The organism is Mycolicibacterium boenickei (assembly GCF_010731295.1).
Lineage (GTDB): Bacteria > Actinomycetota > Actinomycetes > Mycobacteriales > Mycobacteriaceae > Mycobacterium > Mycobacterium boenickei.
In genome coordinates, this window is record NZ_AP022579.1 from 2369333 (window position 1) to 2382475 (window position 13143).

14 protein-coding genes are annotated in these 13143 nt (G+C 66.5%); 9 read left to right on the top strand and 5 right to left on the bottom strand.

What is annotated here, in order from left to right:
* Positions 1-68 precede the first annotated feature (68 nt).
* The 4 genes from pdxH (at position 69) to G6N57_RS11270 (ending at position 4159) form a co-directional block, all read left to right on the top strand.
* Positions 69-704 (top strand): pyridoxamine 5'-phosphate oxidase, encoded by a 636-nt coding sequence (pdxH, locus tag G6N57_RS11255; RefSeq protein ID WP_077740483.1) that lies wholly within the window; start codon positions 69-71, stop codon positions 702-704.
* Complete coding sequence (locus tag G6N57_RS11260) at positions 704-2011, top strand: MFS transporter (protein ID WP_097926211.1); 1308 nt, start codon at positions 704-706, stop codon at positions 2009-2011. The genes pdxH and G6N57_RS11260 overlap by 1 nt, the downstream gene beginning before the upstream one ends.
* Positions 2012-2092: 81 nt before the next feature.
* Entirely contained in the window at positions 2093-2764 is a 672-nt protein-coding gene (locus tag G6N57_RS11265) for a TetR family transcriptional regulator (RefSeq protein WP_077740485.1), read from the top strand.
* A 90-nt stretch (positions 2765-2854) separates the two neighbouring features.
* On the top strand, positions 2855-4159 hold the full coding sequence (locus G6N57_RS11270) for a citrate synthase (RefSeq protein WP_036447678.1): 1305 nt from the start codon (positions 2855-2857) through the stop codon (positions 4157-4159).
* 55 nt (positions 4160-4214) lie between these two features.
* Here G6N57_RS11270 and G6N57_RS11275 read toward each other — a convergent pair whose 3' ends face one another.
* Together G6N57_RS11275 and G6N57_RS11280 are read right to left on the bottom strand one after the other, a co-directional pair.
* A complete protein-coding gene (locus G6N57_RS11275; RefSeq protein ID WP_174814475.1) occupies positions 4215-4679 on the bottom strand; it encodes a YbaK/EbsC family protein in 465 nt (154 codons plus the stop codon).
* Between the two features lie 29 nt (positions 4680-4708).
* A complete protein-coding gene (locus tag G6N57_RS11280) occupies positions 4709-6469 on the bottom strand; it encodes an amidohydrolase (protein ID WP_234815758.1) in 1761 nt (586 codons plus the stop codon).
* A 132-nt stretch (positions 6470-6601) separates the two neighbouring features.
* Here G6N57_RS11280 and G6N57_RS11285 point away from each other — a divergent pair, with 132 nt between their 5' ends.
* Both G6N57_RS11285 and G6N57_RS11290 read left to right on the top strand, forming a co-directional pair.
* Entirely contained in the window at positions 6602-8056 is a 1455-nt protein-coding gene (locus tag G6N57_RS11285) for an MFS transporter (RefSeq protein WP_077740486.1), read from the top strand.
* A complete protein-coding gene (locus G6N57_RS11290; RefSeq protein ID WP_077740487.1) occupies positions 8046-8474 on the top strand; it encodes a MarR family winged helix-turn-helix transcriptional regulator in 429 nt (142 codons plus the stop codon). Before G6N57_RS11285 ends, G6N57_RS11290 begins: the two co-directional genes overlap by 11 nt.
* 13 nt (positions 8475-8487) lie before the next feature.
* On the opposite strand, the gene G6N57_RS11295 is transcribed toward G6N57_RS11290, so the two are convergent.
* Positions 8488-8913, bottom strand: a complete 426-nt coding sequence (locus tag G6N57_RS11295) for a nuclear transport factor 2 family protein (RefSeq protein ID WP_234815759.1) — start codon at positions 8911-8913, stop codon at positions 8488-8490.
* Positions 8914-8961: 48 nt separating this feature from the next.
* On the opposite strand from G6N57_RS11295, the gene G6N57_RS11300 reads away from it, so the two are divergent.
* A complete protein-coding gene (locus G6N57_RS11300; protein ID WP_077740489.1) occupies positions 8962-9741 on the top strand; it encodes a TetR/AcrR family transcriptional regulator C-terminal domain-containing protein in 780 nt (259 codons plus the stop codon).
* A gap of 8 nt (positions 9742-9749) precedes the next feature.
* On the opposite strand, the gene G6N57_RS11305 is transcribed toward G6N57_RS11300, so the two are convergent.
* A complete protein-coding gene (locus tag G6N57_RS11305) occupies positions 9750-11306 on the bottom strand; it encodes a phytoene desaturase family protein (protein WP_077740490.1) in 1557 nt (518 codons plus the stop codon).
* Between the two features lie 12 nt (positions 11307-11318).
* Positions 11319-11567, bottom strand: a complete 249-nt coding sequence (locus G6N57_RS11310) for a DUF2630 family protein (protein ID WP_077740491.1) — start codon at positions 11565-11567, stop codon at positions 11319-11321.
* Between the two features lie 31 nt (positions 11568-11598).
* On the opposite strand from G6N57_RS11310, the gene G6N57_RS11315 reads away from it, so the two are divergent.
* Both G6N57_RS11315 and arfA read left to right on the top strand, forming a co-directional pair.
* Positions 11599-11961: an FKBP-type peptidyl-prolyl cis-trans isomerase gene (locus G6N57_RS11315; RefSeq protein ID WP_075919266.1), complete on the top strand. Its 363-nt coding sequence runs from the start codon at positions 11599-11601 to the stop codon at positions 11959-11961.
* Between the two features lie 118 nt (positions 11962-12079).
* On the top strand, positions 12080-13135 hold the full coding sequence (arfA, locus tag G6N57_RS11320) for a channel-forming protein ArfA/OmpATb (RefSeq protein ID WP_077740492.1): 1056 nt from the start codon (positions 12080-12082) through the stop codon (positions 13133-13135).
* Positions 13136-13143 lie beyond the last annotated feature (8 nt).

Below are 13143 nucleotides of genomic sequence, written 5' to 3' on the forward strand. Positions count from 1 at the left end.
GTAGCGTTACCGCGGTGGCAAGACCCTCTGGACACACCCCCGATCACCACGAGCATGACCTGGCTGCCATGCGCGTGGACTACGTCGAGAAGGACGGCTGCGGCGACCTGGACGTCGACTGGCTCGGAGAGGACCCGGAAACCGGCTGGCTGACCCTGCTGCGTACGTGGTTGGCCGACGCGTACCGGGCCGGGGCGCCCGAGCCCAACGCCATGGTGGTGGCGACGACGGACGACGAGGGAAGACCGGTCACCCGAACGGTGTTGTGCAAGAGCATGGACGAGACCGGCATCACGTTCTACACCAACTATGACTCCGCCAAGGGGACCCAGCTGGCCGCGAACCCCTACGCCTCGGCGACCTTCCCCTGGTACGGCCTGGGGCGTCAGGTCCACGTGCGGGGGCCGGTGACCAAGGTGAGCCGTGAGGACACCGAGGCGTACTGGTCCAAGCGCCCCCGAGGTTCACAGCTCGGCGCCTGGGCGTCGCAGCAGTCGGGTCCGATCGCGTCGCGGGAGGCACTGCTGGCCCAGTTCGCCGAGGTGACCGAGCGGTTCGCCGCCTTCGATGTGGTCCCGGTGCCGCCGAACTGGGGCGGATACCTGATCGCCCCGGAGAGCGTCGAGTTCTGGCAGGGCCGGGAGAACCGGGTGCACAACCGAATTCGCGTGATCGGCAATCAAGCCGAGCGCCTACAGCCCTAGTGCGTAGGTTCTTCGCCGACACCACGCCGCTGCGCACACCGGATTTCCGGCGGCTGTGGCTGGCCGGAATCCCGACCGTCATCGGCGCCAACCTGACCATCTTCGCGGTGCCGGTGCAGCTGTATGTGCTCACCGAGAACTCGGCGTACGTGGGGTTGTCCGGCCTGTTCGCGCTGGTGCCGCTGGTGGTCTTCGGGCTGTGGGGCGGGGCCTGGGCCGACGCGATGGACCGCAGGCTGCTGCTGATCATCGCCTCGATCGGTTTGGCCGGGGCCTCGGTGCTGTTGTGGCTGCAGGCGGCGCTGGAGCTGAACAACGTCTGGGTGGTGCTGTGTCTGCTGGGTGTGCAGCAGGCGTTCTATGCCATCAACAGCCCGACGCGCTCGGCGGCCATCCCGCGCATGCTGCCGGGGGAGCAGCTTCCCGCGGCGAACTCGCTGAACATGACGGTCATGCAGTTCGGCGCGATCGTCGGGCCGCTGATGGCCGGGTTCCTGCTGAACTGGGTGGACCTGTCGACGCTGTATCTGATTGATGCAGTGACCTGTCTGGCACCGATCTGGGCGACCTTCCGGCTGGCGCCGATGCCGCCGGTGAGCACCGAGGAGGGCGCCTCTCGCTGGGGACTGACGGCGGTGCTGGACGGCTTCCGCTATCTGGCAGGCAACCGGGTGGTGTTGATGTCGTTCGTCGTGGATCTGGTGGCGATGATCTTCGGCATGCCGCGCGCGTTGTTCCCCCAGATGGCGCACGAGAGCTTCGGCGGGCCCGTCGAGGGCGGCACCGCCATGGCGTTGCTGGCCGCGGCGATGTCGGTCGGAGCGGTGGCAGGCGGCGTCTTCTCGGGCTGGCTGCCGCGGATCCGCAGGCAGGGCCTGGCCGTGGTGGTCGCGATCCTGGTGTGGGGTGTGGCGATGGTCGGCTTCGGTATCGCAGGTGGGGCGGCGGGCGGTTCCGCCGGTTTGGTGCTGTGGATTGCGTTGGCGTTCTTGGCGATCGGCGGTGCGGCCGACATGGTGTCGGCCGCGTTCCGGTCGACGATCCTGCAGCAGGCGGCCTCCGATGAGCTGCGTGGCCGCCTGCAGGGCGTGTTCACCGTCGTGGTCGCGGGCGGCCCGCGGTTGGCCGACACGCTGCACGGGGCGGCGGCCGCGGCGGTGGGCACGACGGTCGCCGCAGCCGGTGGCGGTGCCCTCGTGGTCGTCGGCGTGGTGATCGCGGCCCTGGCGGTGCCGGCATTCGTGCGCTACCGGGTGAGCACGAGCGCGGGTGTGCCGCAAGAACAGTCCGAGCCGGACAAAGTATGACCATCGGCGAATGGCACTGAACGCCACTTAGTTGCCGAAAAGGACCGAAGAGCAGTCCTTTGGGCGCTAGCATCCGATCTCGTGGTTGACGTTGTGCGGCAGGCTGAGACGGGTTTGCGTGAACGCAAAAAACAACGTACCCGCGCGATGCTGATCGAGGCTGCCATCGATCTGTGCGACCGCCAGGGGTTCGAGCACACCACCGTCGAACAGATCGCCGCGGTAGCGGATGTGTCGCCGCGCACATTCAGCCGCTACTTCGCCACAAAGGATGCCGTCGTCCTGGCATTCGTCGACGAGGTGATCGAGATCGTCGCGGTCGCGCTCGCCGCCCAGCCGCCCGGGATCCCGCATATCGAGGCGCTGTACCGGGCCCACGTGGAGGCGTTCCTGAAGACCAAGACCGCGCCGCCCACTCAGCTCACGTCGGATCGGCTGTTGGCCTCGGCGCGCATCGTCACCTCTTCTCCGGCGCTGATGCAGTCCGCTTCGGAGTTCCGGGTGGACGCGGTCAACGAGGCGCTGGCCGAGCGGATGGGAGTGCCCGGCGACGACCGCCGCCTCAAGCTGACCGCCGTGGTCTGGGGGTCGATCCTGATGACCGCCATCGCTGACCTGGGATCTCAGGCAAATTGGGGTTCGGTGACGGTGGATGACATCGTCGGTCTGATCGAGGCGACATACGCCGATTTCCGGGCGGTCGCGGCCGGTGTTCAGCAGGTGCCCGAACCCGCGCTCAGCCACCTTTCCTAACCCATTGGTAACCCCCCGCGGGCAGCGCCGATCGATTGCGACTACCTTTTGTAGAGCAGTTGTCGGTTCCAGGACGATGAAGGGATTCCCGTGGCCGAAAACCCGTCGAGTGGGCAGGAGCTTGCCACTCTCAAGTACCCCGGTGGCGAGATTGATCTCGATATCGTCCATGCCACCGAGGGCAGCGACGGCATCGCGCTTGGTCCGTTGCTGGCCAAGACCGGCTACACCACGTTTGATGGTGGCTTCGTCAACACCGCGTCCACCAAGTCGGCGATCACGTACATCGACGGCGACGCCGGCATCCTGCGGTATCGGGGTATCCCGATCGAGCAGCTGGCCGAGAATTCCACGTTCATCGAGGTCAGCTACCTGCTGATCTATGGTGAGTTGCCGACGGCCGAGCAGTTGGAGGCGTTCACCACCCAGATCCAGCGGCACACGTTGCTGCACGAGGATCTGAAGCGGTTCTTCGACGGGTTCCCGCGCAACGCGCATCCGATGCCGGTGCTGTCGAGTGCGGTCAACGCGTTGAGCGCCTACTACCAGGATTCGCTGGATCCGCTGGACAAGAAGCAGGTCGAGCTGTCGACGATCCGGTTGCTGGCCAAGCTGCCGACGATCGCGGCGTACGCCTACAAGAAGTCCGAGGGGCAGCCGTTCCTGTACCCGGACAACTCGCTGACGTTGGTCGAGAACTTCCTGCGGATGACGTTCGGCTTCCCGGCCGAGCCCTATGAGGTCGATCCCGAGATCGTCCGGGCGCTGGACATGCTGTTGATCCTGCACGCCGATCACGAGCAGAACTGTTCGACCTCGACGGTGCGTCTGGTCGGCTCGTCGCAGGCCAACCTGTTCACCTCGATCTCCGGCGGGATCAACGCGTTGTGGGGCCCGCTGCACGGTGGTGCCAACCAGGCGGTGCTGGAGATGCTGGAGAAGATCCGCACCGGCGACGACGACGTGCAGACCTTCGTCAAGAAGGTCAAGAACCGTGAAGACGGTGTGAAGCTGATGGGCTTCGGTCACCGGGTGTACAAGAACTACGACCCGCGGGCGCGGATCGTCAAGGAGCAGGCCGACAAGATCCTGGGCAAGCTGGGCGGCGACGATGAGCTGCTCGACATCGCCAAGCAGCTCGAAGAGATCGCGTTGACCGATGACTTCTTCATCGAGCGCAAGCTGTACCCGAACGTCGATTACTACACCGGCGTGATCTACCGGGCGATGGGCTTCCCGACGCGCATGTTCACCGTGCTGTTCGCGCTGGGCCGGTTGCCGGGCTGGATCGCGCACTGGCGGGAGATGCACTCGGAGCCCAACAAGATCGGCCGCCCGCGCCAGATCTACACCGGCTACACCGAGCGCGGCTACGTCGACATCAACAAGCGCTGAGATCATCTGACGAAAGCCCGGGGGCACTGCGCTCCCGGGCTTTTGCCATGCCGGATCAGCGCACCGCGAGCGGGACGCCGCCGGTGAGGGCCAGTAGTTGTGCGTAGGTCAGGGGCATGACCGAATCGGCGGTGCCTGCCGCGGTCCAGATCACCGGGTAGGACGCCAGCGTCTGGTCGACGACGGTGCGCAGCGGTGCCGGATGGCCCGTCGGCGCCACGCCACCGATGACCTGTCCGGTCGCGTTCCGGACGAGCTTGGGGTCGGCCTTGCGGATGGCGGTGGCCCCCAGATGATCGGCGACGACGCCGGTGTCCACCCGGGCGGCGCCGCTGGCCATGACCAGCAGTGGTTCGCCGTCGCATTCGAACACCAGGCTGTTGGCGATGGCCCCGACCTCGCAGCCCAGTTGCTGGGCGGCCGCGGCGGCCGTCTTGGCGTCGGCGTCGAGGATCTTGATGGCCGGTTCGATGCCCGCGGCGGCCACAGCAGCGGCGACGAGTGAGTTCCGTTCGTTCACAGTGACGATTGTCTCCTGGTTGTCCAGCGCTATTTCTCGTGCCGGACAACACCGTTCATCATCGTGAGCTTGACCGCGGCCTGGTGGATCTCGTGCGGCGGAATCGCGGTCAGGTCTTTGTCGAGCACGACCAGATCGGCCAGCTTGCCGACTGTGATGGAGCCGAGGTCGTCCTCGCGGCGCAGTTGATAGGCCGGGCCCATGGTCTGGGCGGCGATCGCCTGGTCCAGACTGAGTCGTTCCTCGGGACGAGGCAGCGGCGCCTGGTCGGGCTTGCCCAATTCCTGTCTGGTGACCGCGATCTCGATCGCCTCGAGTGGGCGGAAGGTGCTGTAGTAGCTCGCGGCGGGCCAGTCGCAGCCGAACGACAAGCGGGCGCCGCCGTCGGCCAGCGACTTGAACGCGTACATGCGGTTGGCCCGCTCCGGCCCGAGCCGGACCGTTGTCACGTTGCGCCAGTACGGATCCGGTGTGGCCCACTGGGCGGAGATCTGAGCGATGACGCCGAGCGCGCCCAATCGTGGAATATCCTGCGGGTCAACACATTGCAGATGTGCGATGGCGTTTCGCCGGTCGCGTGGAGGGTTGGTCTCGATGGCGGCGTCGATCGCGTCGAGCGTCATGCGGGTCGAGCGATCGCCGATGCAGTGCACGTGAACGTCGATACCCTGTGCGTCGGCGCGTTTGACGACGTCGTTGACCTGCTCGGCGGTGAACAGCGATTGGCCGCTGGTGTCGGGCTGATCGGCGTACGGTGCGAGCATCGCCGCGGTGCGTCCGGCGTCCACGCCGTCCATCACGATCTTCAGCACGTTGACGTGCACGAGTTCGGACTGGGGGCCGTCGCGCAGCGCGATGATCTTGGGCAGCGGGTCGATCTTCGGGTCGTTGTAGTAGTAGCTGCCGGTCACCCGGAACGGCAGTTTCCCTGCCGACTCCAGGTTGCGGTAATGCCCGAAAGCCTTGTCCTCCGGCATGATCTCGACGCCGGCGTCGAACATCGAGGTGATGCCGGCCTCCGAGGCCCTCGGCGCCCACTGGGTCAGCGATTCGGCGACGAACGCCTCGTCCATCGGCACCACCGAATTCAGTACCTGCATGTACGCGGGTACCTCGACGAGATACCCGGTCGGGGTGCCGTCCGGATCGCGCTGGAACACGCTGAAGCCCGGAACCGGATCGGCGGAGTCCTTGGTGATCCCGGCGAGCTCGAGGGTCTTGGTGTTCACCCACGCCGAGTGGGCATCGATCGCGATCAGCAGCACCGGGCGGTCCGGCCAGATCGCGTCGAGGTCTTCGCGCCTGGGTCCGGTGGCGGGGAACGCGTCGTAGCGCCAGCCGAAACCGCGCACCGGGCCGCCTCCGGCGACCGTGGGCGCGTAGTTGCGCAGTGCGTCGAGGATGGCATCGCGGGTGTCGAACTGGAGGTCGACGCCACGCGTGATGGCACTGCCGGCGATGGGGTGGATGTGTCCTTCGGCAAACCCCGGCAGCAGCATGCCGCCGTCGAGGTCGACCACCCTGGTCGACGGTCCGGCCAGGGCCATGACCTCATCGGTCGTTCCGACCTGCACGATCTGTTTGCCCCGGGTGGCGACGGCTTCGGCCCTCGGCTTGGCCGGGTCGACGGTGTAGACGGTGCCGTTGCGGAAGATGACTTCGGCGCTCTCGGCGGATGGCCGACTCGGTCTGGTGTTGCACCCGGCCAGCACGACCGGCGCCGCGCCCAGCAGGCCGAGCATGGTCAAGGCTTGGCGGCGGGACATCAGGTGATCACTCGGTTCACGCATGGTCTTCCGTTCCGGTCGTCGTCCGGATGGGTGGGTCCGCGTTTGCTGGTGGCGATCACTGTAGCGGGGTGCGCGTCCGCGACGGCGGATTTCGACTTGCCCGAAAGATAGTTGTAGTTTCACAATAGTTGTGTGAATGCAACTGTCAGCTCGCTCAGCGCACGGCGCAAGGCGATCATCCTCGTCTCGTGCTGTCTGAGCCTGCTGATCGTGTCGATGGACGCCACCATCGTCAACGTCGCCATCCCGAGCATCCGTGACGACCTGGACGCCTCACCGTCGCAATTGCAGTGGATCGTCGATGTCTACACGCTGGTGCTGGCCTCGCTGCTGTTGCTGGCCGGCGCCACCGGCGACCGGTTCGGCCGCAGGCGGACGTTCCAGCTGGGCCTGACGATCTTCGCGGTGGCCTCGCTGCTGTGCAGCCTGGCGCCCAACATCGAGACACTCATCGCGGCCCGATTTCTGCAGGCCATCGGCGGTTCGATGCTCAACCCGGTGGCGATGTCGATCATCACCCAGGTGTTCACCGACCGGGTGGAACGCGCCAGGGCCATCGGTGTCTGGGGCGGGGTGGTCGGCATCTCGATGGCCCTCGGCCCGATCGTGGGCGGGGCGCTGATCCAATACGTGGACTGGCGTGCGGTGTTCTGGATCAACCTGCCGATCTGCGCTTTGGCCGTCGTGCTCACCGCGATCTTCGTGCCCGAATCCAAGTCGGCGACGATGCGCGATCTGGACCCGGTCGGCCAGGCGCTGGGTGTGGCCTTCCTGTTCGGAGTGGTCTTCGTGCTCATCGAGGGCCCCGGATTCGGCTGGACGGACCCGCGCACCCTGGGCGTCGCAGTGGTCGCGTTGACCGCCCTGGTGGCGTTCCTGCGCTACGAATCGCGGCGGAAGGACCCATTTATCGATCTGCGGTTCTTCCGCAGCGTGCCGTTCGCCTCGGCCACATTGATCGCGGTCTGTGCGTTCGCCGCGTACGGGGCGTTCCTGTTCATGATGTCGCTGTACCTGCAGACCGAACGGGGCTACTCGGCGATGCACACCGGCTTGATCTACCTGCCGGTCGCGGTGGGTGCGCTGATCTTCTCGCCGCTGTCGGGCCGCCTGGTGGGGCGCTACGGCAGCAGGCCCTCGCTGCTGGTCGCGGGAGCGACGATCACCGTGGCGACGATTCTGCTGACCCGGTTGACCGGGGACACTCCGGTGTGGCAGCTGCTGGTGATGTTCGCGGTGTTCGGCATCGGCTTCTCGATGGTCAACGCCCCGATCACCACCACGGCGGTCAGCGGGATGCCGCTGGACCGCGCGGGCGCGGCGTCGGCGGTGGCCTCCACCAGTCGCCAGGTCGGGGTGAGTGTCGGTGTGGCCCTGTGCGGTTCGGTGGCCGGCGCGGCGCTGGCCGGGACCGGGGTGGATTTCGCCGCGGCCGCCCGCCCGCTGTGGTTCGTCTGTGCCGCACTGGGTTTGGTGATCTTCGCGCTGGGCGTCATCTCCACCACGCCGTGGGCGTTGCGCTCCGCGCAGAAGCTGGCGCCCCTGATCGGTCAGCACCATGTCGCGGAGGTGGCCCATGTCCGGTGACCGGCAGCCTGAGTTGGCCGATGAGGTGTGGCACGGCCTGACCGCGTTGGTGTTCGACCACCGCGACCGCTGGCGGCGGGCCGTGATCGAGCGGACCGGGCTTCCGTTCAGCCGCATCCGCATCTTGAAACGGCTTGCGCGCGAACCGCTGACCGTTAAGCAGTTGGCCTACGCGGCGACGGTCGATGCCCCGGCGGCCACGGTCGCGGTGAACGACCTCGAGGAGCGTGGGCTGGTGGTGCGTGAGGTCGACCCCGCCAACCGGCGCAGCAAGCTGGTCTCGCTCACCGACGACGGTCGCGCGCTGCTGGCGCGTATCGACCAGGTCGAGGACCCGGCGCCGCCCGCGCTCGCAGCGCTCGACGCCGGGGACCTCGAAGCCTTGCGGGTGATCCTGCGCAAGATCACCGCGCCGTAGCCGGGTGGGGCGATCAGTTCTCGCCCCACCCGCCCTGCACCATCGTCTGGAACTTCCACGCACCGTCGCACTTGACCAGCAGATCGCCGTAGCGCACCCGCTGGCTGAACCCGTCGGCGGTGAACGTCGCGTCGGTGATGACGAACACCAGGTTCTCGTTGATGAAATGCGGCGTCCGCGTGGACTCCATCGCGAAATCGGTGCTCTGGCCCAACTGTTCGGTCATCTGGGCGATGAACCCGGCGCGGTCGACCGTCGCGGCGCTGCCGTCGGTGACCTCGTTGAGCGGAAACATCGCCTGATCGGCCATGCCTTCGACGTCCTTGTTGACCGCCAGTGTGTCGTAGTGCGCGAACCAGGCCAGCACCGAGTCGACATCGGCGGTGGTGGGGGTGAATTCGCAGGCCTGCGGCATGGTGACCATGGTTCTCCTCGGCATCGGTTTATTCTGTACGTAATACACTGTACATAGTACGGAGAAGAATTGATGGTGAAGGAACGCGCAGGTGGAGACCGCAGCAGCGGCGGCGACCCGGTTCGCACGCTCGAGCTGCTCTGGCGTGAGCCGGGTCAGGGTGCTCGCACCCGCGGCCCGAAACAGCGCACGACCGTCGATGCGGTGATCGCTGCCGCCATTCGGATCGCCGACGCGGACGGGCTGGATGCGCTCACCATGCGGGCGGTCGCCGAGCAACTGGGCGTGACGACGATGGCCACCTACACCTATGTGCCGGGCAAGGCGGAACTGCTGGACCTGATGGTCGATGCCGTGTACCGGCAGATGCCTCGTCGTGACTTCACCGGAAAGCCGTGGCGGGAGCGGGTTTCCGTCATCGCCGAGGAGAACCTCGCGATGTTCGAGAGGCACCCCTGGATCACCTACCTGCCCACGACCCGCCCGCCGCTCGGCCCGGGAATGATGGCCAAGTACGAGCATGAACTGAGCGCGTTCGATTCCCTCGGGCTTACCGACCTCGACATGGATTCCGCGCTGACGTATGTGCTGGGTTTCGTGAACTCTGTCGCCCGGATCGCGATCGATTCGCGCCGGGCGGCGGCTGACAGCGGACAGAGTGACGGGCAGTGGTGGGAACGCGTCGGGCCACTGCTGGAGCGGGTCCTCGACGAGGACAGGTTCCCGTTGGCCTCGCGCGTCGGCACGGTGGCCGGTCAGACCTTCGACGCGGCCTACAGTGCCACGCACGCATACGAGTTCGGCTTGGCGCGGGTGCTGGACGGGCTGGCCGAGCTCATCGATGGAGACTGAGTCGTCGCTCAGCCTTCGAGCACCGCCATCGCGGCGTTGTGCCCGCCGATGCCGGAGACTGCGCCGCCGCGCACCGACCCGGAGCCACACAGCAGGATGCGGTCGTGGGCGGTGGCCACGCCCCAGCGCTGTGCGGGTGTCTCCAGCGCAGCGTCGTCCTCGGCGAACGGCCACCGCAGGGCGCCGTGGAAGATGTTGCCCGCGGTCATGCCCAGAGACTGCTCCAGATCGGCAGTGGTCTTGGCCTCGATGCACAGGCGGCCCGCGCCGTCCTCCAGGAGAACATCCTGGATAGGTTCGGCCAGAACAGAATTGAGCGAGTTCAGCACCGCCGAGGTCAATCGGTCACGCATCCGGTCGGGATCGCCAACGGCCAATGAGTGGGGGGTGTGCAGGCCGAAGACGGTCAGCGTCTGCGCGCCGGAGGCGCGCAGGTCGTCGGACAGGATGCTGGGATCGGTCAGTGAGTGGCAATAGATTTCGCAGGGAAGCGGATCGGGGACGCGTCCGGCGGCCGCCTCGTCGTAGGCCGCGCCCAACTGGCTGAAGGTTTCGTTGATGTGGAACGTCCCGCCGAATGCCTGTTCGGGCGTGACAGATTCGTCCCGGAGCCGGGGGAGCCGGCGCAGCATCAGGTTGACCTTCACCTGCGCGCCCGGGGCAGTAGCGGGAGCCGGTTCACCGAGCAGATCGGCGAGCACGGCGGGGGTGACGTTGGCCAGGATCCGGTCGGCGGCCACGCACCGGGCCGACCCGGCCTGCCGATAGCGCACCTCGCCATCCGGATCGACCGCGTAAACATCTGCACCGGTGATGATTTCGGCGCCGAAGCCGGTCGCCGCCGCCGCCAGGGCCCCGCTCACCGCGCCCATCCCGCCGACCGGCACGTCCCAGTCGCCGGTGCCGCCGCCGATCAGATGGTAGAGAAAGCACACGTTCTGGATCAGCGACGGGTCGTCGATGCCGGCGAATGTGCCGATCAGGGCGTCGGTCGCCATCACCCCGCGGACCAGATCGTTCGACACCGCGGCGGAGATGGCCTCACCGATGGGCCGGTCGATCAGCGCCTCCCAGGCCGCTGCGGTTTCGGCGTCCTGTCCGCTGAGCACGTTCCGGCGCATCTCCGACCGGGTGCACAGCGGCTGCAACAGGGTGGGCCAGATTCGGGAGGTGACCAGCCCGCACCGTCGGTAGAAATCGCTGAAGCCGGCCGCATCGGCACCGGCACCGATCGCATCGAACGTGGGCCGCGGGCCGATCAGCAGCCCGGCGGAGCCGCCGGTGGCCGGATCCGGCGTGTAGGACGAGATTCGGCGCCGCGACAACCGGATCCGGGCGCCCAGATCGGTGACGATGCGTTGGGGTAACAGGCTGACCAGGTACGAGTACCGCGACAGCCGGGCATCGACACCGTCGAAGGCATGAGCCGAAACCGCTGCGCCACCTACGTGGTCGAGGCGTTCGAGCACCTGCACCCGGCGTCCCGCCCGGGCCAGATAGGCAGCGGCCACCAAGCCGTTGTGCCCGCCGCCGATGATGACGACGTCCAACGCCTTATCCGTCACGTCGCGCTCCGGTCAGCCCCGATAACCTTCGACCTCGTCGCCGGGGCGCTTCTGGGCCAGCCCGGGGTCCTGTCCCGTGTCACGCAGCGCACGGCGCTGCCGCAACAGGTCCCAGCACTGGTCGAGGGCGACTTCCAGCGATCTCAGCCGTTGCTGCTCTTCGGTTTCGTCGATCTCCCGGCGTTGCAGTTTGGTCCGGAGCTCCTGCTCTTCGGCAACGAGCCGGTGAACTTCGGCGAGGATGTCTTGATCTTTGGCCACACAACCAGTCTGCCGGACTACCGTTGATCAGGTGAGTACAAAACCTGACATCGAGTTTCCCGATGGACCTGCCCCTGCTGAATTGGTCATCACCGACCTGGTGGTCGGCGACGGCCCCGAGGCGGTGCCCGGCGGCACCGTCGAGGTGCATTACGTGGGCGTCGAATACGACACCGGTGAGGAGTTCGACAGTTCATGGAATCGCGGCGAGTCCATTGAATTTCCGTTGCGTGGCCTAATTCAGGGCTGGCAGGACGGAATTCCCGGGATGCGGGTCGGTGGCCGCCGCCAACTGGTCATTCCGCCGGCACAGGCCTACGGTCCGGCCGGTTCGGGGCACCGACTTTCGGGCAAGACGCTGATCTTCGTGATCGATCTGCTCGCCACTCGCTGACGTTCCATAGGTTCGGAAAGTATTCGCTGAACCTAACCGTCAATTTCCATTTGCTGCTACCGTCAACCTGTTTCGCTGCTGTAGATAACTGTTCGTCGACTTCAGGGAGTGCCCAAAAATGTCGGGTTCGGACGAATCTCGGACAATCACAGGCTGGCAAACAGCCTCCAAGTTATATCGACGACCACCCGGCTTGGGTTGGTTGTTGGCGCTGGCGGCAGTTCCGTTGTTGCTGGGGCTGATCGGATGGGGCGGTCTCGACCGCTCGCAAAAGAACGGTGATGTGACGCTTCCGGATGTGAATCCGACGGCGACGTTGACCGCACCGGACGTGAATGCCCCGGACGTCAACGCGCCCAACGTCAATTTGCCGAACCTTTCGTTCGCGCCATTGTCGATTGCCCGTAACGGTAATGACTTCACGCTCACCGGTGATCTGCCGGACGCGGCCGCCAAAGCCTCGCTGCTGGACTGGCTGCGCGGAAAGTTCGGTGCTGACGTCAATCTGGTCGACAACCTCAATCTGCGTCCGGGTGTGAGCACCCCCGACGTGTCGGCACTGGGCAAGGTGTTCGACGCCGCGGCCGAGGGCATTCCGGATTTCAATTTCAGCGTCGACGGTGACACCGTGACGCTCACCGGTACCGCCCCGTCGGCGGAGGTTCGCGATGCGGTCGAGGCGGCTGCCAAGGCCGCATGGCCGAACATCAAGCTGGTCAACAACATTCAGATTGCAGCCGCTCCGGCTGCGCCCGCGCCTCCGGCGCCGGGGGCTCCTGGTGCTCCTGGTGCGCCGGGTGGCACGCCAGGGCCCTGCGCCGCGCTGCAAGGTGACGTGAGCGCACTGCTGCGTACCCCGATCAACTTCAGTACCGACGGGTTCGTCCTGGCTCCGGCATCGCAGCAGCTGCTGTCGCAGGTGGCCGACAAGCTCAAGACCTGCGCAGGCGCACAGGTGGCCGTCACCGGTTACACCGACAGCTCGGGCAATGATGCGATCAACGTGCCGCTGAGCGGCAACCGCGCCAAAGCCGTTGCCGATTATCTGGTTTCGCAGGGGCTGGCCGCCGACCACGTGAGGTCGTCCGGTGCGGGTTCGGCGAATCCGATCGCCAGCAATGACACCCCCGAAGGCAAGGCGCAGAACCGCCGCGTCGAGATCACGGTCAATTAGGGAGATTC

Bases quoted from the DNA above. Each gene is read 5' to 3' on its own strand.
- G6N57_RS11300 (WP_077740489.1), top strand. From the start codon at position 8,962: ATGGTGAAGGAACGCGCAGGTGGAGACCGCAGCAGCGGCGGCGACCCG.
- G6N57_RS11280 (WP_234815758.1), bottom strand. From the start codon at position 6,469: ATGCGTGAACCGAGTGATCACCTGATGTCCCGCCGCCAAGCCTTGACC.
- G6N57_RS11295 (WP_234815759.1), bottom strand. From the start codon at position 8,913: ATGCCGAGGAGAACCATGGTCACCATGCCGCAGGCCTGCGAATTCACC.
- pdxH (WP_077740483.1), top strand. From the start codon at position 69: ATGCGCGTGGACTACGTCGAGAAGGACGGCTGCGGCGACCTGGACGTC.
- arfA (WP_077740492.1), top strand. From the start codon at position 12,080: ATGTCGGGTTCGGACGAATCTCGGACAATCACAGGCTGGCAAACAGCC.
- G6N57_RS11290 (WP_077740487.1), top strand. From the start codon at position 8,046: ATGTCCGGTGACCGGCAGCCTGAGTTGGCCGATGAGGTGTGGCACGGC.